Genomic DNA, 26711 nt, shown 5'->3' on the forward strand with positions numbered 1-26711 from the left:
TATGGAAACTTTGAATTTCTTGATGCAGGGCTTCGATGTCGCCACCCGGCCGACCAACCTGCTGGTGGCGCTGTTCGGCGCCTTCGTCGGCACCGTCGTCGGCCTGCTGCCCGGCCTCGGCCCGATCAACGGCGTGGCGCTGCTGCTGCCGTTGGCCTTTGCCCTCGGCCTGCCGCCGGAGACCGCACTGATCCTGCTCGCCGCCGTGTACCTGGGCTGCGAGTACGGCGGCCGCATCTCGGCGATCCTGCTCAACGTACCAGGTGATGCGGCCGCGGTGATGACCACCCTCGACGGCTACCCGCTGGCGCGCCAGGGCAAGGCTGGAATCGCGCTGTCGCTGTCCGCGGTCAGCTCGTTCATCGGCAGCATCATCGCCACCTGCGGGGTGGTGCTGTTCGCCCCGCTGCTGGCCAAGTGGGCGGTGGCCTTCGGTCCGGCGGAATACTTCGTGCTGATGATTTTCGCCATCGCCTGCCTTGGCGGCATGGTCGGCGACAAGCCGGTGAAGACGCTGATGGCCGCGCTGATGGGCCTGGCCCTGGCCACCGTCGGTGTCGATTCCACTACCGGCGTCTACCGCTTCACCTTCGGCAGCGTCAGCCTGTCCGACGGCATCCAGTTCGTCATCGTGGTGATCGGCTTCTTCAGTGTCAGCGAGATCCTGCTGATGCTGGAGAAAACCCACAGCGGGCAGCAGGCGGTGAAGGCCAGCGGCCGGTTGCTGTTCAACTTCAAGGAGTTCTGTCTGACCTTCTGGACCATGGTGCGCAGCGCCGTGGCCGGCTTCGTCATCGGCACGCTGCCAGGCGCCGGGGCGACCATCGCCAGCGCCATGACCTACATGAGCGAGAAGCGCATGGCCGGCGACAAGGGCCGCTTCGGTGATGGCGACCTGCGCGGCCTGGCGGCGCCGGAAGCGGCCAACAACGCCTCGGCCTGCGGCTCGCTGATCCCCATGCTGACCCTCGGCGTGCCGGGTTCGGGCACCACCGCGGTGATGATCGGCGCGCTGACGCTGTACAACATCACCCCCGGCCCGCTGCTGTTCGAACAGCAGCCGGACGTGGTCTGGGGCCTGATCGCTTCGCTGTTCATCGGCAACGTGATCCTGCTGGTGATGAACATCCCGCTGGTCGGCCTGTTCTCGCGCATGCTCGCCGTGCCGAACTGGGTGCTGGTGCCGGCGATCACCGTGATCAGCATGGTCGGCGTGTATTCGGTGCACAGCACCACCTTCGACCTGGTGCTGATGGTCGGCCTCGGCGTGTTCGGCTACTTGCTGCGCAAGCTGGACTTCCCGCTGTCGGCGCTGATTCTCGGCTTTGTGCTCGGCGAGATGATGGAAGACAACCTGCGCCGTGCGCTGTCGATCTCCAACGGTGAGCTGGGCATCCTCTGGGGCAGCCCGATCACCCTGGCGCTGTGGGCGCTGACCGTGGCGATGCTCGGCATGCCGGCGCTGCGCTGGTACCTCAAGCGCCGTCGCGCCAACGTGGTCGAGGCGCAGGCCTGACATGCATCGGCGGCTGCCGGCCTGGTGGGCGACCCCGCTGATCGGTGCGGTCGGCGGCTGGCTGGCAACTCTGGCCAACTGGCCGCTGCCGTGGATGATCGGCTCGCTACTGGCGGTGATCGCCGTGCGCTGCAGCGGCTGGCTGGTGAGCGAGGTGCCGCGCGGCCGTCAGGTCGGGCAATGGATCGTCGCCAGCGCCATCGGCCTGCACTTCACCAGTGAGGTCATGCAGCAGGTGCTGGCGCATCTCGGCGTGATCCTCGCCGGTGCGGTCGGCACGCTGCTGCTGGGCCTGATCGGCCTCTTCATCCTGCTGCGCAGCGGCACCGACCGCGCCACTGCGTTCTTCGCCAGCATGCCGGGTGGCGCCAGCGAAATGGTGGTGCTGGCCAACCGGCACCAGGCTGAACCTGCGCGCGTGGCGGCGGCGCACAGCCTGCGCCTGCTGCTGGTGGTGCTGATCGTGCCGGCGCTGTTCACCTGGGGCCTGCCGACGGTCGCGGCACCGCCTGCGGCCCCGGTGAGCTGGCCCTGGCTAGCCGTGCTGCTGCCGGCCGGCGGTCTGCTGGCGCTGCTCTGGAAGCGTCTCGGCCAGCCCAACCCCTGGATGCTCGGCCCGCTGACCGCCTGCGCCGTGGCCAGCGTAGCATTCGATCTGCACATCGGCCTGCCCGGCTGGGCCGGCGCGCTCGGCCAGTGGCTGATCGGCTGCTCGCTGGCCTGTCATTTCGACCGGCCGTTCTTTCGCAGTGCGCCGGCGTTCCTCGTGCGCATCCTGCTGTTCACGCTGTTCGCCATGCTGGTCGCCGCCGCGCTGGGCGGCGCGCTGGGTTGGATGACCGCGTTGGATGAGGTGTCGCTGATGCTCGGCATGATGCCCGGCGGCATTACCGAGCTATGCCTGACTGCCGAAGCCTTGCAGCTTTCGGTGGCGCTGGTCACCGCGGTGCAGGTGCTCAGGCTGTTCCTGGTGATGTTTCTCGCCGAGCCGCTGTTCCGCCTCTGGCAACGCCGTGCTAGCTGAACGACCTGAATCTGGATCAGGCGGGGCGTCCCGGCAGGTGAGGTTCTCCGGAGATCACTTCCCGCGGCGCGTCGCCGGCTGCTGTGCGCGCTTTGCTGCCGCCGGGACCTTCCAGCGCCGGATAGGCGGCGCTGCAGAACAGTGAATTGAGGCGTTTCATGTCGGCAATCAGCTCCAGGTGCGCGGCGCTGGTCTCGATGCTCTCCACCACCTGCTGGTGCAAGCGCTGCACGTGGGAGTGCGCCAGTTCGCGCTCGAGCTTGCGGAACTGGCGTTTCTGCTGCAGCAGCTGGCGGGCGCTATGGGAATCGCCGGAGATGAAGACCGACAACCCCAGCCGCAGGTTGGTACTCAGCTGGGCGTGCAACTGGCCAAGTTCCTCCAGCCCGCTGTCGGAGAAGGAGCGGCGCTTGGACGTCTTCAGGTTCTGCACCTTGCTGACCATATGCTCGATGATGTCACCGGCCTGTTCCAGGTTGATTGCCAGCTCGATAATCTCTGCCCAGCGCCGGCCCTCCTGCTCGGCGAGGTCTTCGCGCGGCATCTGCGCCAGGTAGAGCTTAACGCCGCTGTAGAGCGCGTCGACGTCATCGTCCAGGCGGCGAATCTCGTCGCCGGGCTCCGGTCGGTCTTCGCGCAGCACCTCCAGCAGCCGCGCCAGCATCAGCTCCACCATGTCGCCGATGCGCAGGGTTTCGCGGACCGCATTGGCCAGCGCCAGGCTCGGCGTATCCAGCGCGGCGGGGTCGAGATGCCGAGGCTGCGCCACGCCGTTGTCCAGCGCACGCTCCGGCAGCAGGTATTCACACAACTGCGCCATCGGCTTCACGGTGGGCAGCAGGATCACGCAGCGCAGGCTGTTGTAGATCAGGTGAAAACCGATCACCTGGGTCTGTGCGCTGACACCCAGGGTGTCCATCCAGGCCACCAGCATGCCGAGAAACGGCAGCACGATCAGCCCGGCCAGCTTGTACAGCAGGTTGCCCAGCGCCACGCGGCGCGCCGAAGCCGGCTGCAGGCTGGCGTTGAACCAGGCGAGCAGGCCGCTGCCGATGTTGGCGCCGATCACCAGACCCAGCGCCACCGGCAGGCTGATCAGGCCGGCACCGGCCAGCGTCGAGGTCAGCAGCACCGCGGCGAGGCTGGAATACGACAGCACGGCGAACAGCGCGCCGACCAGCACCGCGAGCAGGGTGTCGCCGGCCAGCGAGGAGAACAGCACCTGCATGCCGCGCGCCTCGGTGATCGGCTCGGCGGCGTGCACGATCAATTGCAGGGCGAGAATGATCAGGCCGAGGCCGATCAGCACGCGGCCGATCTGGCCGACGCGGGTCTGCTTGCGCGAGAGGAACAGGCAGACGCCGAGCAGCGTCAGCAGCGGCGACAGCCAGGAAAGATCGAGAGTCAGCACGCGGGCCATCAGCGCGGTGCCGACATCCGCGCCGAGCATGATTGCCAGCGCCGTGGGCAGCGCCATCAGCCCCTGGGCAACGAAGGAGATGGCCAGCAGCGCGGTGGCGTTGCTGCTCTGCACCAGCGCCGTAACACCGATGCCGGCGCCGAAGGCCAGCGGCGCATTGCGCATGCTCTGGCCGAGCGCCCGTCGCAGGTGCGAGCCATACACCCGCATGATCCCGGTACGCACGATATGCGTACCCCAGACCAGCAGGGCGATGGACGACAACAGGTGCAACAGGGTCAGCATCGGTCGGGCTCCTGCCCCGGCGAGCAGCAACGACGAAAGCCTGCGTCACAAGGACGCAGATCTTCACCGGGGATACTCGATTGACCCTGGCCTGCCGGCCCCGTTCACCGAAACGTCACAAAGCTTTGCTGGCCGCCCTCTCAGGGGCGGGTGTAGTAGCCCACGCCCAGCAGTACATCGTCGACCCGCTGGATCAGCGTGTGCTTCTGCTCGACCGCGTTGGTCGCCGGGTTGCGCCAGACATAGTCGACGCTGCCGGAGCCCTGCTTGCGGGCCAGTTCGATCATCTCCTTGAACAGTGGCTTGCCGGCGGCATCATTGACGTTGCGCACATCGACACCCACCAGGTTTGGCGAGCTGCCGCTGGCGCGGTAGCGCCCATCGTCGAGGCCGATGACGAAGACGTACTCGTCGTTGAAGACAAAGCCGCCACGCGGATCATTGAAGCTACGGAAGGCGGCGTCGGCGCCCTTGTCCTTGACCTGCTGCACGGCGCGTTCGAGCAGCGCCTTGGCGTGCTCGGCGGTGGCACGCGGGATGTAATAGCCGACGCAGAGCACGTGGTCGCCGACCTTGCGGAACTGGCTGATCTTGTTCTCGACCTTGTTGTCGGCCGGGTTGAGCCACTTGTACTCGACTTCGCCGCTGTCCTGCTTGGCCGACTTGTCGAGAATTTCACGCATAAAGGACTTGCCGGCGGCATCCTTGAGCTCAGCGACGTTCAGTCCGACCAGGCTGGCCGAAGGGCCGCTGCTGGCCTGCATGGTGCCGTCCTCGCCGAGCACGAAGATGTAGTACTGGCCGTGAACGAATTCGCCGTTGCGGTCGTTGAAGGCGGCCAATGCCTGCTCCGGGCCCTTGGCCTGGAAGGTCAACACGGCGCTGTCGAGCAGGGCGCGTGCCTGGCTGGCGTGGCTGCGCTCCACCGAGCCGAGCGTCCGCTGCTGGGCTGGCTCCTGTGCGTGCAGCAGCAGCGGCACGGCGCCCAGCGTGGCAGATAGAGAGAGGGCGAGCAGCTTCTTGCGGTTCCGGTTCATGAACGACTCCTGACCTGATGGCGGGCGACTAAGCGGCCGCCCCGTTGCCCCATGCTAGGCAGCCGCGGCGTAATTGATATTGGTCGAGAGAAGCAAAAGGGCAGGGCGAAAGGAGGAGATGCGCTGCGACACGAGTTGTCGCAACCGGGATACAGACTCAAGTGCACGGCTCGCTCCCTTGCGGAGCGGCCTGTAACCTAGCGACTTCTGTTCACGCGGTGCGCCCATGCTCAGCCTCTACCACGCTCCCGATCTGGAAACCCTCGGCGAACTGGCCACGCGCCTGCTCGCCCAGCCACTCGCCGATCCCTTCGCTCCGGCGCTGGTGGTGGTGCCGAGCCAGGGCATGGGCCGCTGGCTGACGCTGGAGCTGGCGCGCAAGCAGGGCATCGCCATGCAGATGGAGATTCAGCTGCCGGCCAAGTTCGTCTGGGACCTCAGCCGTACCGTGCTGGGCAGCCTGCCCGAGCAATCGGCGTTTTCCCCCACCACCCTGACCTGGCGCCTCTATGGCTGGATTTGCGAGCCAGCCAATCTCGAGCTGGCGCCACGTCTGGCGCAGTACCTCGACGGTGGCGACGAGCGCCGGCGGCTGTCGCTGGCAGCGAAGATCGCCGACGTCTTCGACCAGTACCTGCTCTATCGCGACGACTGGCTGGCGGCCTGGGAGCGTGGCGAAACCTTCAATCTCGGCCCGGACGAAGCCTGGCAGGCGCTGCTCTGGCGTGAGCTGACCAAGGACGGCCATCCGCACCGCGCGCGGCTGCTCGACGATCTGCTGCAACGGCTCTACAGCGACGAGCCCTTGTCGGGGCTGCCGGAGCGTCTGCTGGTGTTCGGTATCAGCAGCCTGCCACCGCACCACCTGCGCGTGCTCGACGGCCTGGCGCAGCATATCGACGTGGTGGTCTGCGCACTCAACCCCAGCCGCGAGGCCTGGGGCGAGATTCGTGATATCCGCGAGCTGGCGCGCCAGCCCGAGAGCGGTGCTGACGATTGGTACCTGGACGTGGGTCACCCGTTGCTGGCCAGCCTTGGTAAGCAGGGCCGGGACTTCTTCGATTCCTTGTTCAGCCTGACAGCCAGCGAAGGCAGCCAGGATTTCGGCCTCTATTCCGAAGACGAGGACCTGCGCGACGACAGCCTGCTGCACGCGCTGCAGAACGACATCTTGCGCCTGCGCACCCGGCAGCCCGAGGAGCGCATCAGCCTGGCCGAGGACGACCGTTCGCTGGAAGTGCATATCGCCCATTCGCCGCTGCGCGAGGTGGAGGTTCTGCATGACCAGCTGCTGGCGCGTTTCGCCGCCAACCCGGCGCTGACGCCTGATCAGGTGGTGGTGCTGACCCCCGATATCGAGCGCTACGCACCCTTTATCGAAGCCGTGTTCGCCCCGCGCGAGGGCAGCCCGCGGATTCCCTACAGCCTGGCCGACCGCAGCCTGCGCGCCGAGATGCCGCTGATCGAGGCCTTCCTCGAATTGCTGATGCTGGCGCAGAGCCGTTTTACCGCCGAGGAAGTCCTCGCTTGGCTGGAGCAGCCGGCCATTGCCCGGCGCGCCGGGATCGAAAGCGAAGACCTGCCGCTGCTGCGCGACTGGCTACGCGAAGCCGGCGTGCGTTGGGGCCGCGACGGTAGCCAGCGGGCGCGTCTCGGCCTGCCGGACGAGTCAGCCTTCACCTGGCGCCAGGGGCTGGACCGCCTGCTGCTGGGCTTTGCCGCGCCGCCGCAACTGGCTGGCGACCATGCGCCACTGCTCGGCGAGCACTGGCCGCTGGATGCTCTGGAAGGCGCGCGCGGGCAGTTGCTCGGGCGGCTGGTGGAGTTCGTCGAACGGCTCGGAGTCTTGGCCGATCAACTGGCTCGGCCGCGTCCGTTGGCCGAGTGGGCGGATGACCTGCAAGTGCTGATCGACACCCTGTTCGACGAGCGCGAAGCCGGCGACACGTTGCTCTTGTTGTCCCAGGCATGCGCGGCGTTGCGCGATCAGGCCCAGGCTGCAGACCTGACTCGGCCCATCGAACTGGAACTGGTGCACCAGCAGCTCAGCACCGCCCTGCAGCAGGGCGGCGGCGCCTCGGGCTTTCTCACCGGCGCGGTGACCTTCTGCACCATGGTGCCGATGCGCAGCCTGCCGTTCCGCGTGGTCTGCCTGCTTGGCCTGGACGATGGTGCCTTCCCGCGGCGCACACCGCCGTCGGGCTTCGACCTGATTGGCCGGCATCCGCGCCGTGGCGATCGTGCGCGGCGCCTGGACGACCGCTACCTGCTGCTGGAAACCCTGCTTTCGGCGCGTGAGGCGCTGTACCTGTCCTATGTCGGCCGCGACCCGCGCGACAACGCCGTGCTGCCGCCTTCGGTGCTGCTCAGCGAAGTGCTGGAAGCAGTGGACATGACCGCCGAACTGCCCGATGCACAGGCTTCCGAGCATACCGGCGAGTCCGTACCCAAGACGGCCAGCCAGAAAATTCTCGTTGCCCACCCGCTGCAGCCGTTCTCGCCGCGCAATTTTGGCGACGGGCTGTGCGCCGGTTTCTCGCTGCCGTGGTTTCGCGCCGCCGGGCGTCTGGCCGAGCCACCGCAGACCCAGCCGCAGCCGTTCGCCAGCTTGCTCGCGGAACCCGACGACGCCTGGCTGACCATCGAGCCGTCGCAGCTGTTGCAGTGCTTCCGCCACCCGGCGCGCTTCCTGCTCGAGCAACGCCTTGGTCTGCGTCTGGCCGATGATCAGGAATCGCTCGCCAGCGACGAGCCGTTCGATTTGGAGATGCCAGCCTGGAACGGCCTGCGTCGGCTGTCGCTGCAGGCCATGGAACACGGCTGGAGCGACGAAGATGAGCGGCGCATGGCCTGTGCCGCAGGTTGGTTGCCCACCGGCGAGCTGGGCCAGGCGCTGTGGGGCAAGCTGCGCGGGCCGGTGCGTGCCTTCGCGCCGCGCCTGTTCGAACTGCGCCCGGACGCGGTGCCCGAGCCGCTGCCGGTGGACATCACCCTGGCCGGTGTGCGCGTGCATGGCTGGCTGGACGGCGTGACCCCGGCCGGGCTGTTCGGCTGGAAGCTTGGCCGTCTCGGTGAGTGGGACCTGCCGCCGTTCTGGCTGCGCCATCTGCTGCTCAACCTCTCCGCCACGCCCTGCATCGAGCGCCACAGCCTGATGCTATCGCCCGCCGGTGACTGGCAGCTGGGGCCGCTGGCCAATGCCGCGCAGCTCCTCGAACCCTGGCTGGCGGCCTATCGCTGCGCCATCCGCGAACCGCTGCCGTTGCTGCCGCGTAGCAGCCATGCCTTCGCCAGGGGCTATCGCAAGCCGGCCCGCGGCAGTGAACCGCTCGACTGCGCCCGCAAGCGCGCCCGCGAAGCCTGGCTCGGTGCTGAGTTCAGCCCCATCGCAGCCGAGTCCGAAGACCCCTGGAACAGATTGGCCTTCCGCGACCGCGATCCGCTGGACGAGCGTTTCGAAAGCCTGGCTCAGGAATTGATCGGCCCTGCACTCGACGCCCTGGCTGAAGACGAGGAGGAAGCATGAAGCTCGACCTGCTCGATTCGCCCTTCGATGGCCGCTCGCTGATCGAGGCCAGCGCCGGCACCGGCAAGACCTGGACGCTCACCGCGCTCTACGCCCGTCTGCTGCTGGAGCGGAAGCTGTCGGTGGGGCAGATTCTGGTGGTCACCTACACCACCGCGGCCACCGCCGAGCTGCGCGAGCGCATCCGCGCGCGGCTTGCCGACCTGTTGGCTGTCTATGACGGCACGCCGAGCGAGGATGACTTCCTCAACCGCCTCCACGCGCGCTACCCGGACGAAGCCTCGCGCCGCCGGTTGCTACTGGCGGTGCACGGTTTCGACGAGGCGGCGATCTTCACCATTCACGGCTTCTGCCAGCGCGCCCTTCAGGACGCCGCGTTCGAGGCCGGTGGCGATTTCGACAGCGAGCTGACCGCCGATGACCGCGAGATCATCGACGCGCTGCTGGCCGACGCCTGGCGCAGCGAATTGGCTGATGCTGATCCGGCTTGGGCGCGCTTTCTGGCGAAGAGCCGGATCACGCCGCTGTGGTTACGTCAGCGCTTGCGCAGTCACCTGGGCAAGCCCTATCTGCGGGTCGAGCCGCAGGGCGCGCCCGTTGCCGCCGACCTGCGCCCGGTAGAAGCCGCCTGGCAGCGCGCCGCTGATTTATGGAAAAGAGCGGGCAGCGCCTGGGTCGCCGAGCTGCTGGCGCATGGTGGACTCAGTCAGAGCACCCACAAAAGCATCAAATTTGCGCCCTGGCAGATGGATTTGGATGCCTATTTCGCCGATCCGGCGGTGATGTTCGACCTGCCCGAGGGCGCGGCCAAGTTCGGTGTCCGCGCGCTGAGCAAAGCGTGCAAGAAGGGCCATGACGCGCCGGTCTGTGAGCTGGCCCATGCACTGGACGAGCTGGCCGATCAGGTCGCCGAGGCGCTGCCGGCCGGCAAGCAACGGCTGATCGCGCTACAGGTCGCGCTGCTGGAACGGCTCAACCGCGAGCTGCCGGAGCGCAAGGCGGCGCAGCGGCTGCTGGCCTTCGATGATCTGCTCAATCGCCTGGATCAGGCGCTGCAAGGGTCTGTCGGCGAAGACCTGGCGGCCTCGTTGCGCGCCACCTACCCGCTGGCGCTGATCGACGAGTTCCAGGATACCGATCCGATCCAGTACGCCATCTTCAACCGCATCTATGCCAAGGCGGGCGAGGCATCGCTGTGTTTTGTGGGCGATCCCAAACAGGCGATCTACGCCTTCCGCGGGGCGGACCTTGCAACCTATATGACGGCCAAGCAGCAGGCTGATCGCGAGCCGTTCAACCTGCCGACAAATTACCGTTCGACCCCCGCGCTGATCGCCGCGCTTAACCAGCTGTTCGACCATCCGCAGCCGTTCGCCCAACCTGACCTGCGCTACCCGCCGGTGGGTGCCGCCGACAAGCCTCGGGCCAAGCTGCGTCTGGTGGGGGAGGGCGAGGCGGCGCCGCTGTCGCTGGTCTGGCTTGGCGACGATCCGCTGGGCAAGGGCGAGGCCGCGCAGCTGGCGGCGAGCGACACCGCACGGCGTATCGCCCTGCAACTGGCAGGCGCCGCCGAAGGACGTGCAGGCTTCGACAAGGACGGCGTGTTCACACCGCTCAAGGGTGGTGATATCGCCGTGCTGGTGGCGAACCACCGCCAGGCAGGGATGATCGCCGATGAACTGGCCGCACGCAGTGTGCCCAGCGTGCGCCGTGGGCGCGACAGCGTCTGGCGCAGCGAGGAGGCCGGTGAGCTGGCCGCGGTGCTTGCCGCTTATGCCGAGCCCGGTCGTGAAGGCCTGCTGCGCTATGCGCTGGCCACGCGCCTGCTGGGCCGCAGCGCCGCCGACCTTGCCCGCTGCCAGGACGATCAGCAGCAGTGGGACGCCGAACGCGAGGCCGCCGAGCGCTATCACCAGCTCTGGCAGCAGCAGGGTTTCATGCGCGTGTTCCGGGCCTGGCTCGACGAGCAGGCGGTGGCCGAACGGCTGCTGGCACGGGTCGATGGCGAACGCCGGCTGACCAACCTGCTGCACCTCGGTGAACTGCTGCAGGCCGAGAGCCTTCTGCGTCCAGGGCTGGAACCGCTGCTGGCCTGGTTCAATGCCCAGCGCGGCAGCGAGGGCGCGGGGGAGGAAGCCCTGCTGCGCCTGGAAAGCGATGCCGAGCGGGTGCAGATCGTCACCATCCACACCAGCAAGGGCCTGGAATACCCACTGGTGTTCTGCCCCTTTCTCTGGGACGGCAAGCTGCTCGGCAAGAACCGCGACAGCGCCCGCTGCCACGACGCGACTGGCCAGCCGCTGCTGGATCTCGGTAGCGGTGAGCTGGAGGACAACCTCGAACGCGCGCGCCAGGAAGTCTTCGCCGAGCAGCTGCGCCTGGCCTATGTCGCGCTGACCCGCGCCCGTGACCGGCTCTGGCTGCACTGGGGACCAGTCAACCTGTGCAAACCGAAGAAGGACGGCAGCCTGGCCGATGAGGGACTGCACAGCAGCGCCCTGGCCTGGCTGCTGCACGGTCGCGAACTGCCTGGCGCGCAGCCGCTGAGCGAGCTGGGCAACTACCTGGCTGACCTCAACGGCGGTAGCCTGCGCCTTGCCATCGAGCGACTGGTGCAGGGGAGCGACGGCCATATGGCCTGCCTGCCGCTGGAGTCACGCGAAGCCAGTGCTCAAGGCCCCGGCCGAGCGGCGCCGCCTCAGCAGCTGTCGCAGCTCAATCGCAGCCTGCACAGCGCCTGGCGCATCGGCAGCTTTTCCGGCTTGGCCGCCGGCATGCATATGGAAGCGCCGGACCGTGACGCCCTGGCAATCCCTGATGCCGGCGAGCCGGGCAGCGGCTTCTTCGCCTTCCCCCGCGGTGCACGGGCCGGTACCTGCCTGCACGCCATCCTCGAAGACTGGGCGCGCGGCAAAGGCGAGCTGGAGGCGTTGGTCGAACCTGCTTTGCAGGCCTACGGTTTGCAGCTGGAGTGGAGGGAGATCGCCATCAGCCATCTGCAAAAGGTGCTCGACACCGATATGGATGGCGCCGGCCTGACGCTTGCGGCGTTGCAGTCTGGCAGACGGCTGCCGGAGCTGGGCTTTACCTTTCCGGTGCAGAACCTGGATGTGGCGCGGCTGCGCAGCCTGCTGGTCGATCCGGCCAACGGCCTTGCTGAACCGCTGCGCGAAGCGGCGGCACGGTTGGAGTTCGACAGCCTCAAGGGTTTCCTGAAGGGCTTTATCGACCTGACCTTCGAGCACGACGGCCGCTGGTACATCGCCGACTACAAGTCCAACTGGCTCGGCCCGGATGCGGGCTACTACGGTGGCGAACGGCTGCTGCAGGCGCTGGCGGGCGAGCATTACTACCTGCAATACCTGATTTATCTGGTGGCGCTGCGCCGCTTCCTGCGCCAGCGGCTGGCGGATTTCCGCGACGAGCAGCTGGGTGGTGCCTTCTACCTGTTCCTGCGCGGCATGCCGGAAGCCGGCGTGTATTTCGCGAGGCCGGACGATGTGTTGCTCGATGCGCTGGATCGATTGTTCGAGGAGGGGCATTGATGACGCGGCTTAGCGGTCTTGACCGCGAATGTGGGCTTAGCGGCGCCTTCATGCATTTCAGGAGCGACATATGACCCTTGCCGATCTGCCCCTCGGCCCACTGGAGCGTGCCTTCGTCGCCAGCCTGCAGCGCCTCGACCCGCATGCGTCCGAGCCGGTGCTGCTCGCCGCCGCGCTGTGCTGTGAAGCCCTGTCCTCCGGCGACGTCTGCCTGCCGCTGGGTCGGTTAGCCGGCAAGCGGCCATGGCCGGATCAGGATTTCAGCCTGCCGCCGCTTGCGACCTGGCGAGCGCAGCTGGATGCCTCATCGCTGATCGGTGCGCCGGGGGATTACGCACCGCTGATTCTGGTCGGGGAACGGCTCTACCTCGCCCGTTACCAGGCTTATGAACAGCAGTTGACTGAACAGCTGCTGACTCGCGCAGTGGACGCACCGGATGTCGATGAAGCTCAGCTGAGCGACAGCCTGGCGCGGTTGTTCGCCTTCAATCAGCAAAGCCCCGATTGGCAGCGCCTCGCCGCGGCTCAGGCGGTACGTCGGCGCCTGGCGGTGATCTCCGGCGGTCCCGGCACCGGCAAGACCACCACCGTGGTACGCCTGCTGGCGGCGCTGCTCGAGCAGCCCGGCGGCGAACGCCTGGCCATCGGCCTCGCCGCGCCCACCGGCAAGGCCGCGGCGCGCATGGCCGAAGCGATCCGCAACGCCAAGGCCGATCTGCCGGTCAGCGATGCCGTCAAGGACGCCCTGCCGGACGAGGCGCGCACACTGCACCGCCTCCTCGGCAGCCGCGGCGACAGCCCGAAGGTGCGCCATGACGCGGCCCATCCACTGGCGCTGGACGTGCTGGTGGTGGACGAAGCGTCGATGGTCGACCTGGCGCTGATGGCCAAGCTGGTCGCCGCGCTGCCGCCGAAGGCGAGGCTGATCCTGCTCGGCGACAAGGACCAGCTGGCCGCCGTGGAGGCCGGCGCGGTGTTCGCCGAACTCTGTGAAGGGCGCGGTTTCGATAGTCAGGCCGCGACCGATCTGCAACGCATTACCGGGCAGAACGTACCGGTTGAGACGCCGCGCTCGCGCCTCGGCGATGCGGTTGTGCTGCTCACCCACAGCCACCGCTTCGCCGGCGACAGCGGTATCGGCGAGCTGGCGCGGCGAATCAATGGCGGCGATGCCAAGGGCACGGTGGCGCTGCTGCAGGAAGGGCGCGCCGATCTTGCCTGGAATGCCACGCCAACGTCCGCCGCATTGATCGAGCGACTGGAGCAGGGCTATTCGACCTATCTGCAGGCCGCACGCCAGGCCGATCCATCCGCCGCGTTCGAGGCCTTCAACGGTTTCCGCGCGCTGACTGCCCAGCGCGAAGGCGCCTTTGGCGTCACTGGCATCAACGAGGCGCTGGAAGCGCGCTTCAAGCGTCGCCTCGGTGTGCCCGCCCGCGAACGCTGGTACCCCGGCCGCGCGGTGATGGTCCGGCAGAACGACTACGCCCTGGGCCTGTTCAACGGCGATATCGGCTTGTGTCTGAAAACCGAGCAGGGCCTGCGGGTGTTCTTCGAGGGCGACGAGGGCTATCGCGGCTTTGCCCCGGCACGGTTGCCGAGTCATGACAGCGCCTTCGCCATGACCGTGCACAAAAGCCAGGGCTCAGAGTTCACCGAGGTGCTGCTGGCGTTGCCGGAACAGCCCAGCCCGCTGCTGACGCGCTCGCTGTTCTACACGGGCATCACCCGCGCCAAGCGCAAGGTGGAGATCTGGGCGCTGCCGGCGCGGCTGGCCGAAGCGGTCAATACACGCGCCGAGCGCGCCGCAGGACTGGCCGAGCGGTTGGCGCTCCCCTGCGCTCAGACCAGAGCCACCGAGGCAGTGCCGGCGGCCAAGCCAGATGAGCCAAAAAGCGATCAGCTCAGCCTGTTCTAAACCGTGCGCGCCTGCTCGAAGCCGGCATGATCGCTGCTCATCGCCGCCTGTTTCGTGAAGCGGTTGTGCGTATGGCGCTCGGAATTCTGTTCCGATGCGCTTTCGCCAAAAGCCGACACCGGGACTTGCGATGAGAACCTTCTTTCTTCTGCTATGGGGCGCACTCAGCCTGTTCATCAGCACCGCGGCGCTGCGTGAACTCTGGCTCGCGCCGTCCGTGGCCAGCGGTTTCGCCCTGCTGCTGGTGGTCTATTACATCGTCTGCTTCTTCCAGCTGATTCGTGCTGCTTACCTGCCATGGGGGCTGCTGGGTGCGTACCGGCGCAGCGGCTACTGGCTGTGCCTGATCCTGCTGCCGCTGACGCTAATTCCGCTGTACGCCGCCTACCAGATCTGGGAGCAGGGCGGTTACGTTGCAGTCGAAGCCTCGTTGCACACCGAATGGCTGCACCTGCTGCTCGGTTGGCTGCAGGACGCCCTCGGTTATCTCGGCCCGCTGCTGGTGCTCGGCGCGCTGGGTGTCGGCATGGCGCTGATGCTGCTGCGTCTGCTACGCGGGCAGGTCGCGCGCTGATCAGCCGTTGAGCAGCGTAAGCACCAGCGGCAGGCTGGCCGCCGCGAGCAGGGTCTGCAAGGTGATGATGCCCGCCATCAGATGGCTGTCGCCGCCGAGCTGGCGGGTGAGCACGTAGGCAGTGGGGGCGGTGGGCAGGGCGAAGAACAGCACCAGGATGGTGGTTTCCATATCGGGCAGGCCGAGCACCATCGCCACACCGTAGGCGAGCAGCGGAACGGCCAGCAGGCGCACCGCGCTGTTCCAGCCCAGCGTCGGGATTTCCCCGCCCAGCTCCTGGGGTTTGAGCGCCGCGCCGACGCAGAGCAGGCCCAGCGGCAGGCTGGCGGCGGCGAGCAGACTCAGCAGGCGGTCGGTGCCGCCGGGCAGACCCAGGCCCGACAGATTGACCAGCGCGCCGGCGACACAGGCGAGAATCAGCGGGTTCTTTGCGATGGGTAGCAGCAGACCGCGCACGCTGACGCCGCGCTCGGCGGTCAGCGCCCACACCGACATCACGTTCACCGTCGGCACCATCAGCGCCAGCATCAGCGCAGCCAACGCCAGACCTTCCTTGCCGAACAGGCTGCCCACCGCGGCCAGGCCGAGGTAGGTGTTGAAACGCAGCACGCCCTGGGTGATGGCGCCGAAGCGGCCGGCAGACCAGCCGCGCAACCGCTTGGCGATCAGCAGCCCGATCCAGGCCAGGCCCAGGCCGAGCATCACGGCACCGGCCAGGCGCGGCAGCGCAGGGTTATCCAGCGGTGCGGTGGCCAGGCTGCTGAACAGCAGGGCAGGAAAGAGGACGAAGTAGTTGATGCGTTCGGCGCCGGGCCAGAACTCGGCACTGGGAAAGGCGCGCAGGCGCAGGAAATAGCCGGCGACGATAAGGGCGAAAAGGGGCCAGAGGGCGAGTAGCAGGGCGGTCACGGATACATCCAACAGTGCATGTAGCGCGATCTTCGATGCTGCCAACGTTCAGTGCAACCTTCATCTTCAAGCTGGCGTGGCGGCAGCGGTGCTACGTCGGTCGGACGGTTGCCTGTTGCGTAGTGGCTTGGTGATATCATCGCGCGTCGAACCTGCGAGCTTCCGATGCGCCACATACCCCCCCAGGCCTCTACCGAGGATTTCCGCGATACGCCTTATGGCCGGCAGTTGCATGGCGGGTTCCGTCTGCTGCGCTTCGCGCCGGAGCTGGAGAGGGAGTTTCGGCGCTATCTGGATCGTCATGCGCGGCTATCGCAACGCCTCGCCGCCCTGCTGTTGATCTTCGCGGTCGGTGGATATCTGTATTGCGAACACCGGGTGTTCGATCTTGCCGATACCGGCTGGCTGACAACGCTGACGCTGTTGCGCCTCCTGCAGATTCTGCCGGGCGTCGTCGTGCTGGTGCTGACCTTCTACAGCCGCAGGTTTCGCGCGCAGGCCAACCGCATATTTCCGGTGCTGCTGGTGATGGTCGGCATGCTGGCCGCGCTGATCGACATCCGCTTCGAAACGCTCGATGCGGAGCTGAATTTCCGTTACGGCGCCGGGCTGCTGATCGTCGCGTCGTTCTTCTTTCTCGGCGTGACGTTCTGGTGGGCGCTGCTGTGCGCGGTGCTGATCGTGCTGGCCGATGTGTGCATGGCTAGCCTGATCCTGTCGGCCGAGCAGATGCCGGAACACTGGATCGCCGTCAGCTACTACCTGCTGTTGCTGATCATCGGCGCGATCAGTCGCTATGTTCATGAGTACTCGCAGCGCGACCAGTTCCTCACCCGCCAACTGCTGGGCTGGGTCGCGGAGCACGATGCGCTCAGCGGTCTGGCCAACCGGCGCAGTCATGATCGCGCGCTGCCCCAGCGGATCGCCCAGGCCCGCCGAGACCGGCGCCCGCTGAGCCTTCTGCTGCTCGATCTGGATGATTTCAAGGCCTATAACGACACCTTCGGCCATCCGGCCGGCGATGCACTGATCCGCGCCTTCGGCGAGCTGCTCGCCGGCTTCGCGCGGCGCCCGCTGGACGAGGCGGCACGGGTTGGCGGTGAGGAGTTCGCACTGCTGCTGTACAACTGCGACAACGCCGCTGCACAGCGCATTGCCCGTCAGGTGATCAACGCGCTGACCGCGCTGGATATCAGACATCCGCATGATCCGGCGGCGCGGGTGGGTGTCAGTATTGGGATCGCCACGTTGCAGGACGGCCAGCAGGCCGAGCAGCTCTATCACTGCGCCGATACCGCGCTGTATCAGGCCAAGAGTGGTGGCAAGAATCGCTTTGCCGTCGCGGCCGGGCTACTGCGACCCGAGCCACAGCCTCACTAGCGGATGGCTTAGCGGCGCGGTGGCACCGAGCGGGTGCGGCCGCTGCCGTCGATGGCGACGAATACGAAGACGGCTTCGGTGACCTTACGCCACTCGCTGGACAGCGGATCGTCGCTCCAGACTTCCACCAGCATGCGGATCGAGCTGCGCCCGACCTCCAGCGTCTGGGTATAGAAGGACAGCTGCGCGCCAACCGCTACCGGAACCATGAACGCCATGCGATCGATGGAGACCGTGGCGACACGGCCGGCGGCCACGCGGCTTGCCATCGCGGTGCCTGCCAGATCCATCTGCGACACCAGCCAACCGCCATAGATATCGCCAAAACCATTGGTTTCCCGCGGCAATGCGGTGAGCTGCAGGGCCAGGTCGCCCTGCGGGATCGGATCTTCCTGTTCGTATTCTTTCATTCGGTCGGACTCGCGGCGCGTTGTTGTTCTGGCGCGAAATGCCCGCTCTGGCACGGGCGACGGCGCCGAGTATAGCGGCTGTGTTGCGCTACAGCGACCGAACCAGGTCAACGGTGCGCTTGGTAATCAGATTGTCACACTTGCTTCATAGAGTGTTCACACGGCCTGCAGATACTGGCCCCCGTTCCAACACACTCGAGCACACACCTGCTAGGAGCAAGGTATGAAACTGAATCGTTTGATGGCGGCCCTGACCTTTGTAGCCGCTGGCGTTGGCGCCGCGAGCGCGGTCGCTGCTGTAGACCCGGCCCTGCCGAGCTACCAGAAGACCTCCGGTGTTTCCGGCAACCTGTCCAGCGTTGGTTCCGACTCCCTGGCCAACCTGATGACCCTGTGGGCCGAAGAGTTCAAGCGCAGCTATCCGAACGTCAACATCCAGATCCAGGCTGCCGGCTCCTCCACCGCGCCGCCCGCTCTGACCGAAGGCACCTCCAACATGGGCCCGATGAGCCGCCCGATGAAGGACAACGAGATTCAGGCCTTCGAAGAGAAGTATGGCTACAAGCCAACTGCCGTTCCGGTGGCCATCGACGCCCTGGCGGTGTTCGTGCACAAGGACAACCCGATCAAGTCGCTGGACATCGAGCAGGTCGACGCGATCTTCTCCAGCACCCGCCTGTGCGGTGGCGAGAAGGACATCAAGACATGGGGCGACCTGGGTATGACCGGCGAGTGGGCGGCCAAGCCGATCCAGCTGTTCGGTCGCAACTCGGTATCCGGCACCTACGGCTACTTCAAGGAAGAAGCCCTGTGTAAAGGTGACTTCAAGTCGAACGTCAACGAGCAGCCGGGCTCCGCTTCGGTGGTGCAGTCGATCTCCAGCACCCTGAACGCCATTGGTTACTCGGGTATCGGCTACAAGACCTCCAGCGTCCGCGCCGTACCGCTGTCCAAGGGTGGCGAGGCTTTCGAGGCCAACGAAGAGAACGCTCTGGCTGGCAAGTTCCCGCTGGCGCGCTTCTTCTACGTCTACGTCAACAAGGCGCCGAACAAGCCGCTGAGCCCGATCGACGCCGAGTTCCTCAAGCTGGTGCTCTCCAAGCAGGGCCAGGAAGTCGTGGTCAAGGATGGCTACATCCCGCTGCCGAAGAAGGTGGTCGACAAGACCATGCAGGACCTGGGTCTGTAAGACCCGCGTGACGGCCGGCGACGTAGCGCGCCGGTCATGCGCAGATGCCCGCCACGCGAAACGCGCTGGCGGGCTTCGTCGCGTCACCTGGCTGTAATTTTTCTGTCACACAGCTTCATTAGATTAGGCGCCCCGAAGGGCCGCTCTGGCCCAGGAGCCCTGGCATGAACGACATGGAAAACATGACCGCGAATTCCGATGTGCAACGGCTGGACTTCAACACGCCGGCGCTGCAACGCAAGCGCCGCATCCGCGCGCTGAAAGATCACCTGGCGCGCTGGTACGTGTCCATCGGCGGTCTGGCGGTGCTGGTCGCCATCACCCTGATCTTCTTCTACCTGGCGCAGGTCGTACTGCCGATGTTCCAGGGCGCCGAGCTGGAAAGCCGCGCGGCGCAGCAGCCGGCCTGGTTGGCCGATGCCGGCGAGCCGCTGCTGCTGGCGGTGGAGGAGCAGAACCAGGTCGCAATGCGCCTGGGTTCCGACGGGCAGGTGCGCTTCTTCGGGCTGAGCGACGGTGCATTGCTGTCGAGCAAGACGTTGCCGCTGCCAGCCGGCAGCCGTGTCGTCTCGGTGGGGCAGGACACGCCAAGCACACGCCGGCTGGTGCTGGGCCTGGATAACGGCCAGGCGCTGGTGCTCGAGCACAACTACAAGGTCACCTACCCTAACAATAAGAAGACCATCACCCCCGAACTCGCTTATCCCTTCGGTGAGGAGCCGCTGCAGCTCGACCCCGAGGGTCGCCCGATCGATCAGGCCGCCATCAGCCTGAACGGCAAGACGTTGCTCGTTGCCGGCGCTACCGGCACGGCATTGCACGCTCAGCGCATCGCCAGCAGCGAAAACCTGATGACTGGCGAGGTGACGCTGGAGCAGGAACGCCTCAACCTGCCGCAACTGGCCGAGCCGATTCGCCAGCTGCTGCTCGACCCGCGGCACATGTGGCTCTACGCAATCAGCGGCAAGGCCAGCGCGGATGTCTTCGATCTGCGCCGCAAGCAGCTCAATGGTCGCTACAAGCTGGTTGGCGACGGCAGCGAGATCACCACGATCAGCCCGCTGCTGGCGGGCATATCGCTGATGATCGGCGACTCCAAGGGTGGCATCGGCCAGTGGTTCATGGTGCGCTCCGCCGACGGCCAGGCGGAGTTGAAGAACGTACGCAACTTCAAGCTGGGCAGCAGCCCGATCCGCCAGATCCTGCCGGAGGAGCGCCGCAAGGGCTTCCTCGCGCTGGATGACGCCGGCAGCATCGGCATTTTCCACAGCACCGCGCATCGCACCTTGCTCAAGGAACAGGTCGCTGAAGGCGCCGCTTTGGCTGCCATGTCGCCGCGTGCCACGCGCCTGCTGGTGGAGTCGGAGCAGGGGCTGCAGCGCTTCGTGATCGACAACCCGCACCCGGAAATCTCCTGGAGCGCGCTGTGGGGCAAGGTCTGGTACGAAAGCTATCCGGAGCCGGACTATGTCTGGCAGTCGACCTCGGCCAATGGCGACTTCGAACCCAAGCTGAGCCTCGCGCCGCTGGCCTTCGGCACGCTCAAGGCGGCGTTCTACGCGATGCTGCTGGCGGCCCCGCTGGCGATCTGTGCGGCGTTCTACACCGCCTACTTCATGGCGCCCAGGCTGCGCAGCAAGGTCAAGCCGATCATCGAACTGATGGAAGCGTTGCCGACGGTGATCCTTGGCTTCTTCGCCGGCCTGTTCCTCGCGCCATTTCTGGAGAACCACCTGCCGGGCATCTTCAGCCTGCTGTTGCTGATGCCGGTCGGGATTCTGTTCGCCGCCTGGGCCTGGAGCCGCCTGCCTCAGGCCGTGCGTCTCGCGGTGCCGGATGGCTGGGAGGCCGTGCTGCTGATCCCGGTGATCCTGCTGATCGGCTTCGGCTCGCTGGAAATCAGCGGCCATCTGGAGAATTGGTTCTTTGGCGGTGACATGCGCCTGTGGCTGTCCAATGACATGGGTATCCCGTTCGACCAGCGCAACGCCCTGGTAATCGGCCTGGCGATGGGCTTCGCGGTGATCCCGACCATCTATTCGATCGCTGAAGACGCCGTGTTCAGCGTGCCGCGCAGCCTGACGCTGGGCTCGCTGGCTTTGGGCGCCACGCCCTGGCAGACGCTCACCCGCGTGGTGCTGCTGACCGCCAGCCCGGGCATTTTCTCCGCGCTGATGATCGGCATGGGCCGCGCCGTGGGCGAAACCATGATTGTGCTGATGGCCACCGGCAACACGCCGATCATGGAAGCCAACATCTTCGAAGGCATGCGCACCCTGGCCGCCAACGTCGCCGTGGAGATGCCCGAGTCCGAGGTCGGCGGCACCCATTACCGCGTGCTCTTCCTCGCCGCGCTGGTACTGCTGATGTTCACCTTTGTGATGAACACCCTCGCCGAGCTGATTCGTCAGCGTCTGCGTGGCAAGTACGCCAGCCTGTAAACCAGATTTCGCAGAAGGTATCGATCCGTGAAAAAGGATTCGTTGAACACCTGGGTCAAGAGCGGCACACCCTGGATCTGGATGAACGCCGGCGCGGTGTCCATCGCCGTGATCATGACTCTGGGGCTGCTGGCGATCATCGCCGTGCGCGGTCTGGCGCACTTCTGGCCGGCCGATGTGATCGTCGCCGACTACAGCATGCCGGGCGCCGAGATGCGCGTGCTGGCCGGTGAGGTGGCCCAGGCTGAAGAGGTGCCACGCGCGCGTCTGGCGGCCAGCGGCCTGCCGGTGAACGTCGAAGGCGGCGAGTTCATGACTCGCGAGTTGCTCAAGGTCGGCAACCGCGAGGTGTACGGCGCGGATTTCTCCTGGGTGGTTGGAGAGTGGCTGAGCAATCAGCACACGCCCGCCGAGCTGATGGTTCTGGAGCGTCGTGAGTGGGGCAATTTCTATGGCTACCTGCTCAACGTGAAGGAAGCCGGCCAGCTGGTCGCCGAGGGAGAAGGCGCCTGGAACGAGTTGCAGGCACGCATCGACCGCGTCGACGAACTGCACACGCAGATCTCTCGTATCGAAAAGGTGGAGATCGGCCGCATCAACCACGGCCTCGAGCGTCTGCGCCTGAAGACCCGTCAGCTGGAGCTTAACGATCGCCTGGACGCGGCTGCCCAGGCCGATCTGGATGCCGAGCGCGCCCAGTGGGATGCCGAGTACCGGGTGCTGGAAGAAAAGCTGGTCGCCCTGCAGCAGCAGTTCAACCGCGACAGCATCACCGTGCGCACGGCCGACGGCCGCGAGCAGGAGATCACCCTGGGCAAGGTGGTGCGGGCGTTCCAGCCCAATGCCATGTCGACGCCGCAGAAGCTGATGTTCTACTTCGCCAAACTGTGGGAATTCGTCAGCGACGAGCCGCGCGAGGCGAACACCGAGGGCGGCGTGTTCCCGGCGATCTTCGGTACCGTGCTGATGACCCTGATCATGGCGGTGATCGTCACCCCGTTCGGCGTGATCGCCGCGGTCTACCTGCGTGAATACGCCAAGCAGGGCCTGCTCACCCGGATCATCCGCATCGCGGTGAACAACCTGGCCGGCGTGCCGTCGATCGTCTACGGCGTATTCGGTCTGGGCTTCTTCGTCTACGTCCTGGGCGGTTCGCTGGACCGCTTGTTCTACCCGGAAGCCGCACCGGCACCGGTGTTCGGCACGCCGGGCCTGATGTGGGCCTCGCTGACCCTGGCGATCCTTACCCTGCCGGTGGTGATCGTTGCCACCGAGGAAGGCCTGGCGCGCATCCCGCGGATGATCCGCGAAGGCTCGCTGGCCCTTGGTGCGACCAAGTCGGAGACGCTGTGGAAGGTGGTTTTGCCAATGGCCAGCCCGGCAATGATGACCGGCCTGATCCTTGCCGTGGCCCGCGCCGCCGGTGAAGTGGCTCCGCTGATGCTGGTCGGTGTGGTCAAGCTGGCACCGAACCTGCCGCTCAATGGCAACTACCCCTACTTGCATCTGGACCAGAAGATCATGCACCTGGGCTTCCACATCTACGACGTCGGCTTCCAGAGCCCCAACGTCGAGGCGGCACGACCGCTGGTGTATGCGACTGCGCTGCTGCTGGTGCTGGTGATCGCCGCGCTCAACTTCACAGCGATCTACATCCGCAACCACCTGCGCGAGAAGTACAAGGCGCTGGATCATTAATTGAAGCGGCAAGCTCAAGCCACCGGCCTCGGGAGAAACGAGGCGCTGACTTGGGCTTGCAGCCTGTAGCTTGCAGCTGGCAGCTGCGAACGGAGCGAGCACATGCAAACCAACACGCATTCCATTGATATCTCGGCCCTCGGCCGCGACAAGCGCAGCCTGAACCTGGCCAACGAGCAGGTCGCCATCGAAGTGCCCGATCTGAGCCTGTACTACGGGCAGAAGCAGGCGCTGTTCAACGTCGCGATGAACATCCCCAAGCAGCGTGTGACTGCCTTCATCGGCCCGTCCGGCTGCGGCAAGTCGACCCTGCTGCGCTGCTTCAACCGCATGAACGACCTGGTCGACGGCTGCCGCATCGAAGGCGCGATCAACCTCGATGGCACCAACATCTACCGCAAGGGCGAGGACGTGGCCGACCTGCGTCGTCGCGTCGGCATGGTGTTCCAGAAGCCCAACCCGTTCCCCAAGAGCATCTACGAGAACGTGGTCTACGGCCTGCGCATCCAGGGCATCAAGCAGAAGCGTGTGCTCGACGAAACCGTTGAGTGGGCACTCAAGGGCGCGGCGCTGTGGGATGAGGTGAAGGACCGTCTGCACGAATCGGCGCTCGGCCTCTCCGGCGGTCAGCAGCAGCGTCTGGTCATCGCCCGCACCATCGCCGTGCAGCCGGAAGTGCTGCTGCTCGACGAGCCGAGTTCCGCGCTCGACCCGATCTCCTCGCTGAAGGTCGAAGAGCTGATCTACGAACTGAAGGCCAAGTACACCATCGTCATCGTCACCCACAACATGCAGCAGGCCGCGCGGGTGTCCGACTACACGGCGTTCATGTACATGGGCAAACTGATCGAGTACGGCGACACCGATACGCTGTTCACCAACCCGGCCAAGAAGCAGACCGAAGACTACATCACCGGCCGCTACGGCTAGCCGGCTATGGCAAATCGCGCTGCGCGTTGTCGGCGGCGCTTGCCGTACCTGGTTCGTACTGTCTGCGCGCCGCCTCCTAGCGCAGCACGATTTGCCAAAGGCCGGACCGTCCGGCGAGAGAACAACAGTTTCGCAAGGGTTCGCACATGATCAGCAAAGACAGCCACACCCAACACATTTCCCAGCAGTTCAACGCCGAGCTGGAGGAGGTGCGCAGCCACCTGCTGGCCATGGGCGGGCTGGTGGAGAAGCAGGTCAATGACGCGGTGACCGCCCTGATCCAGGCCGATTCGGGCCTCGCTCAGCAGGTGCGCGACGTCGATGACCAGATCAACCAGATGGAGCGCAACATCGACGAGGAGTGCGTGCGCATCCTCGCCCGCCGTCAGCCGGCGGCCTCCGACCTGCGTCTGATCATCAGCATTTCCAAGTCGGTGATCGACCTCGAGCGCATCGGTGACGAGGCGACCAAGATCGCCCGCCGTGCCATCCAGCTGTGCGAGGAAGGCGAGTCGCCCAAGGGCTATGTCGAGGTGCGCCACATCGGCGACCAGGTACGCAAGATGGTGCAGGAAGCGCTCGACGCCTTTGCCCGCTTCGATGCCGACCTCGCGCTGTCGGTGGCGCAGTACGACAAGACTGTCGACCGCGAATACAAGACCGCCCTGCGCGAACTGGTCACCTACATGATGGAAGACCCGCGCTCGATCTCCCGCGTGCTCAGCGTGATCTGGGCGTTGCGCTCGCTGGAACGCATCGGCGACCACGCACGCAACATCGCCGAACTGGTGATCTACCTGGTGCGCGGCACCGACGTGCGCCACCTCGGCCTGGCACGCATGGCCGAGGAAGTGGAAGGCTCGAAGGAGCGCTGATTCGCGGTCGCGGGGCGGGCAGTGATGTCCGCCCGGCGCCAAAATCTGCGGACAGAGCCGCCGCTGGCGTTGAGACTCGACCCATCCACCGGCATCGGTGCGCCCGCACGGATGCCGCTCAGGTGCGGATCAGCGCCTCGCTCAGATAATCGATCAGCGCCCGCGTCTTCGGTGGCAGATGATGATTCTGCCGCCACAGCAGCCAGGCCTCGCCCTGGTATGAACCGGTGTAGCGCCACTGCGGCAGCACTTCGCGCAAACGACCCTCAGCCAGCGCCTGGGCCGCGGTGAAATGTGGCAGGCAGGTGATTCCCAGGTGTTCCAGCGCCACCAGCAGCCGCGCCTCGCTGTGGTTGCTGATGTAGCGACCGCGCACCGTCACCGTCTCCTGCTGCTGCCCGCGGCGCAGGTGCCAGCGATTGTCTCCCGCCGTTTCTCCCAGATACAGACAGCTATGGCGCAGCAGGTCCTGCGGATGTTGCGGCTCGCCGTGACGCTGCAGGTATTCGGGGCTGGCGCAGAGCAGCTGGCGCACCGGCCCGAGCGGCTTGCCGGCCAGGCCTTCGGGAGGGTTGTCGGTGACCAGTACCAGCAGGTCGAAACCGTCCTCGATCAGGTCCGGGCTCTGGTCGCTGATCCGCAGCTGCACATCGACCTCGGGGTAGCGCTGCAGAAAGGCCGGCATCAACGGCCCGACGACGAACTTGCCATAGGCCTTGGGTACGCTCAGGCGCACCAGCCCGCGTGGGCTGCGCATCAGCCGTTCGCCGATGGCGACGGCCGCGTCGGCCGCATCGAGCATATCCCGGCAATGCTGGTAGAACTCCGCCCCGGCCTCGTTCAGCCGCAGCTGGCGCGTCGTGCGTTCCAGCAGGCGCAGCGCCAGAGCCTGCTCCAGCCGTGCTACCTGGCGGCTCACCGCCGACGGTGTGCTGCCCAGCAGGCGCGCAGCGCCGGAGAAGCTGCCGGCCTCGACCACCCGCACGAACACGGCCATGTAGGGCAGCAGTGCTGCGCTGTCATTCGTTCCCATGCGGAACAGGTCCTGTGCTGTTTCGCTGGATTATCGACCGTGGCGGCAGGCCCGACAATCAGCGCCTGATTGGTGCGGGGATTCGAACATGAAAGGCACGTTGAGACAGGGGCTTTGGCTGGCCGATGGCATGCTGCTGATGGTGGCGCTGATCTGGGGCAGCAGCTATGCAGTGGCCAAGCAGGCGCTGCTGTTCTATCCGGTGCTGGGTTTCCTGGCGATTCGCTTCGGTCTGACATTTGTCCTGCTGCTGCCGCAACTGCGCGGCGTCGGCCGCCGGGCGCTGCGCCCCGGCCTGCCGCTGGGGCTGGTGATGCTGGCGATATTTCTCTGCGAGACCTGTGGCGTGATGCTGACCAGCGCCAGCAATGCTGCGTTTCTGATCAGCCTGTGCGTGGTGATCACGCCGTTCATGGAGTGGCTGCTGCTGCGCCAGCGGCCGCACAACACGCTGTTCCTAGCCTGCGCGATGTCGCTGGCGGGCGTCTGGCTGCTGACCGGCGGCCCGCAGCTGTCGCTGAATCTCGGCGATGCGCTGATGCTGGCTGCCGCGTTGCTGCGCGCGGTGCTGGTCTGCCTGACCCGGCGATTGACGGCCGGCCGGGAAATCCCGGCACTGGCGCTGACCGCGGTGCAGAGCGGGGTCGTTGCGAGCGGCTGTATCCTTCTCGGCTTGTCTTTGCCTGGCGAGCTGCCTGCGCTGCCAGGGGAGCCGGCGTTCTGGTTCGCGGCGCTATATCTGGTGCTGTTCGCCACGCTGTTCGCCATGTACGCGCAGAACCTCGCGCTGGGGCGCAGCAGTGCAACGCGAGTGTCGCTGCTGATGGGCTCCGAACCGCTGTTCGGCGCGATCATCGCCGGTCTCTGGCTGGGTGAGCGGCTGGGGCCGATGGGCTGGGCGGGTGGGTCGCTGATCATGCTGGCAACGCTGTGCACCCTGGGCATCGGCCGTCAGCCGGCGCTGAGCGCGGCTGGCGATGGTGCGCCGATCCGGGCCTAGC

The 26711-nt window shown here is 66.3% G+C and carries 18 protein-coding genes; 13 read left to right on the forward strand and 5 right to left on the reverse strand.

The genetic code is table 11. The features are described 5' to 3' along the window. The first annotated feature begins 1 nt into the window (after position 1). Together IEG05_RS04150 and IEG05_RS04155 are read left to right on the forward strand one after the other, a co-directional pair. Positions 2 to 1516: a tripartite tricarboxylate transporter permease gene (locus IEG05_RS04150; RefSeq protein ID WP_046617469.1), complete on the forward strand. Its 1515-nt coding sequence runs from the start codon at positions 2 to 4 to the stop codon at positions 1514 to 1516. Between the two features lies 1 nt (position 1517). Then, complete coding sequence (locus IEG05_RS04155; protein ID WP_023443990.1) at positions 1518 to 2540, forward strand: AbrB family transcriptional regulator; 1023 nt, start codon at positions 1518 to 1520, stop codon at positions 2538 to 2540. A 16-nt stretch (positions 2541 to 2556) separates the two neighbouring features. Here the strand turns inward: IEG05_RS04155 and IEG05_RS04160 are convergent, their stop codons facing one another. Both IEG05_RS04160 and IEG05_RS04165 read right to left on the reverse strand, forming a co-directional pair. After that, the gene (locus IEG05_RS04160; RefSeq protein WP_023443989.1) at positions 2557 to 4245 is read right to left on the reverse strand and encodes a Na/Pi cotransporter family protein; all 1689 of its coding nucleotides are present in this window, start codon (positions 4243 to 4245) and stop codon (positions 2557 to 2559) included. 140 nt (positions 4246 to 4385) lie between these two features. Further along, the gene (locus IEG05_RS04165; RefSeq protein WP_023443988.1) at positions 4386 to 5282 is read right to left on the reverse strand and encodes a cache domain-containing protein; all 897 of its coding nucleotides are present in this window, start codon (positions 5280 to 5282) and stop codon (positions 4386 to 4388) included. A 226-nt stretch (positions 5283 to 5508) separates the two neighbouring features. On the opposite strand from IEG05_RS04165, the gene recC reads away from it, so the two are divergent. The 4 genes from recC (at position 5509) to IEG05_RS04185 (ending at position 14845) form a co-directional block, all read left to right on the forward strand. After that, the gene (gene recC / locus IEG05_RS04170) at positions 5509 to 8808 is read left to right on the forward strand and encodes an exodeoxyribonuclease V subunit gamma (RefSeq protein ID WP_191121675.1); all 3300 of its coding nucleotides are present in this window, start codon (positions 5509 to 5511) and stop codon (positions 8806 to 8808) included. After that, entirely contained in the window at positions 8805 to 12353 is a 3549-nt protein-coding gene (gene recB, locus IEG05_RS04175) for an exodeoxyribonuclease V subunit beta (protein WP_191121676.1), read from the forward strand. Before recC ends, recB begins: the two co-directional genes overlap by 4 nt. Before the next feature lie 70 nt (positions 12354 to 12423). Next, positions 12424 to 14271: an exodeoxyribonuclease V subunit alpha gene (recD, locus tag IEG05_RS04180; RefSeq protein WP_191121677.1), complete on the forward strand. Its 1848-nt coding sequence runs from the start codon at positions 12424 to 12426 to the stop codon at positions 14269 to 14271. 130 nt (positions 14272 to 14401) lie between these two features. After that, a complete protein-coding gene (locus IEG05_RS04185) occupies positions 14402 to 14845 on the forward strand; it encodes a hypothetical protein (RefSeq protein WP_023443983.1) in 444 nt (147 codons plus the stop codon). On the opposite strand, the gene IEG05_RS04190 is transcribed toward IEG05_RS04185, so the two are convergent. Next, complete coding sequence (locus tag IEG05_RS04190; protein WP_278462898.1) at positions 14846 to 15754, reverse strand: AEC family transporter; 909 nt, start codon at positions 15752 to 15754, stop codon at positions 14846 to 14848. It abuts the gene before it with no gap. A 165-nt stretch (positions 15755 to 15919) separates the two neighbouring features. Here IEG05_RS04190 and IEG05_RS04195 point away from each other — a divergent pair, with 165 nt between their 5' ends. Continuing rightward, positions 15920 to 17134, forward strand: a complete 1215-nt coding sequence (locus tag IEG05_RS04195) for a GGDEF domain-containing protein (protein WP_125897307.1) — start codon at positions 15920 to 15922, stop codon at positions 17132 to 17134. An 8-nt stretch (positions 17135 to 17142) separates the two neighbouring features. Here IEG05_RS04195 and IEG05_RS04200 read toward each other — a convergent pair whose 3' ends face one another. Further along, entirely contained in the window at positions 17143 to 17544 is a 402-nt protein-coding gene (locus IEG05_RS04200) for an acyl-CoA thioesterase (protein ID WP_003303235.1), read from the reverse strand. Between the two features lie 223 nt (positions 17545 to 17767). Here IEG05_RS04200 and IEG05_RS04205 point away from each other — a divergent pair, with 223 nt between their 5' ends. The 5 genes from IEG05_RS04205 to phoU all read left to right on the forward strand — a co-directional run bounded on the left by IEG05_RS04205 (position 17768) and on the right by phoU (position 24677). Further along, positions 17768 to 18733, forward strand: a complete 966-nt coding sequence (locus IEG05_RS04205) for a PstS family phosphate ABC transporter substrate-binding protein (protein ID WP_014818690.1) — start codon at positions 17768 to 17770, stop codon at positions 18731 to 18733. Between the two features lie 164 nt (positions 18734 to 18897). Then, on the forward strand, positions 18898 to 21174 hold the full coding sequence (locus tag IEG05_RS04210; RefSeq protein WP_042923539.1) for an ABC transporter permease subunit: 2277 nt from the start codon (positions 18898 to 18900) through the stop codon (positions 21172 to 21174). Between the two features lie 27 nt (positions 21175 to 21201). Then, entirely contained in the window at positions 21202 to 22872 is a 1671-nt protein-coding gene (pstA, locus tag IEG05_RS04215) for a phosphate ABC transporter permease PstA (protein WP_278462901.1), read from the forward strand. 102 nt (positions 22873 to 22974) lie between these two features. Continuing rightward, positions 22975 to 23802, forward strand: coding sequence for a phosphate ABC transporter ATP-binding protein PstB (pstB, locus tag IEG05_RS04220; RefSeq protein ID WP_014818693.1), 828 nt, complete (start codon positions 22975 to 22977; stop codon positions 23800 to 23802). Positions 23803 to 23948: 146 nt separating this feature from the next. Next, positions 23949 to 24677, forward strand: coding sequence for a phosphate signaling complex protein PhoU (gene phoU, locus IEG05_RS04225; RefSeq protein WP_003303228.1), 729 nt, complete (start codon positions 23949 to 23951; stop codon positions 24675 to 24677). Between the two features lie 118 nt (positions 24678 to 24795). Here phoU and IEG05_RS04230 read toward each other — a convergent pair whose 3' ends face one another. Next, positions 24796 to 25710 (reverse strand): LysR family transcriptional regulator, encoded by a 915-nt coding sequence (locus IEG05_RS04230; protein ID WP_191121678.1) that lies wholly within the window; start codon positions 25708 to 25710, stop codon positions 24796 to 24798. An 88-nt stretch (positions 25711 to 25798) separates the two neighbouring features. Here IEG05_RS04230 and IEG05_RS04235 point away from each other — a divergent pair, with 88 nt between their 5' ends. Continuing rightward, positions 25799 to 26710, forward strand: coding sequence for a DMT family transporter (locus tag IEG05_RS04235; protein ID WP_191121679.1), 912 nt, complete (start codon positions 25799 to 25801; stop codon positions 26708 to 26710). Position 26711 lies beyond the last annotated feature (1 nt).

This window comes from Stutzerimonas kunmingensis (genome assembly GCF_014764705.1).
Lineage (GTDB): Bacteria > Pseudomonadota > Gammaproteobacteria > Pseudomonadales > Pseudomonadaceae > Stutzerimonas.

Bases quoted from the DNA above. Each gene is read 5' to 3' on its own strand.
- IEG05_RS04150 (WP_046617469.1), top strand. From the start codon at position 2: ATGGAAACTTTGAATTTCTTGATGCAGGGCTTCGATGTCGCCACCCGG.
- IEG05_RS04155 (WP_023443990.1), top strand. From the start codon at position 1,518: ATGCATCGGCGGCTGCCGGCCTGGTGGGCGACCCCGCTGATCGGTGCG.
- IEG05_RS04160 (WP_023443989.1), bottom strand. From the start codon at position 4,245: ATGCTGACCCTGTTGCACCTGTTGTCGTCCATCGCCCTGCTGGTCTGG.
- IEG05_RS04165 (WP_023443988.1), bottom strand. From the start codon at position 5,282: ATGAACCGGAACCGCAAGAAGCTGCTCGCCCTCTCTCTATCTGCCACG.
- recC (WP_191121675.1), top strand. From the start codon at position 5,509: ATGCTCAGCCTCTACCACGCTCCCGATCTGGAAACCCTCGGCGAACTG.
- recB (WP_191121676.1), top strand. From the start codon at position 8,805: ATGAAGCTCGACCTGCTCGATTCGCCCTTCGATGGCCGCTCGCTGATC.
- recD (WP_191121677.1), top strand. From the start codon at position 12,424: ATGACCCTTGCCGATCTGCCCCTCGGCCCACTGGAGCGTGCCTTCGTC.
- IEG05_RS04185 (WP_023443983.1), top strand. From the start codon at position 14,402: ATGAGAACCTTCTTTCTTCTGCTATGGGGCGCACTCAGCCTGTTCATC.
- IEG05_RS04195 (WP_125897307.1), top strand. From the start codon at position 15,920: ATGCGCCACATACCCCCCCAGGCCTCTACCGAGGATTTCCGCGATACG.
- IEG05_RS04200 (WP_003303235.1), bottom strand. From the start codon at position 17,544: ATGAAAGAATACGAACAGGAAGATCCGATCCCGCAGGGCGACCTGGCC.
- IEG05_RS04205 (WP_014818690.1), top strand. From the start codon at position 17,768: ATGAAACTGAATCGTTTGATGGCGGCCCTGACCTTTGTAGCCGCTGGC.
- IEG05_RS04210 (WP_042923539.1), top strand. From the start codon at position 18,898: ATGAACGACATGGAAAACATGACCGCGAATTCCGATGTGCAACGGCTG.
- pstB (WP_014818693.1), top strand. From the start codon at position 22,975: ATGCAAACCAACACGCATTCCATTGATATCTCGGCCCTCGGCCGCGAC.
- phoU (WP_003303228.1), top strand. From the start codon at position 23,949: ATGATCAGCAAAGACAGCCACACCCAACACATTTCCCAGCAGTTCAAC.
- IEG05_RS04230 (WP_191121678.1), bottom strand. From the start codon at position 25,710: ATGGGAACGAATGACAGCGCAGCACTGCTGCCCTACATGGCCGTGTTC.
- IEG05_RS04235 (WP_191121679.1), top strand. From the start codon at position 25,799: ATGAAAGGCACGTTGAGACAGGGGCTTTGGCTGGCCGATGGCATGCTG.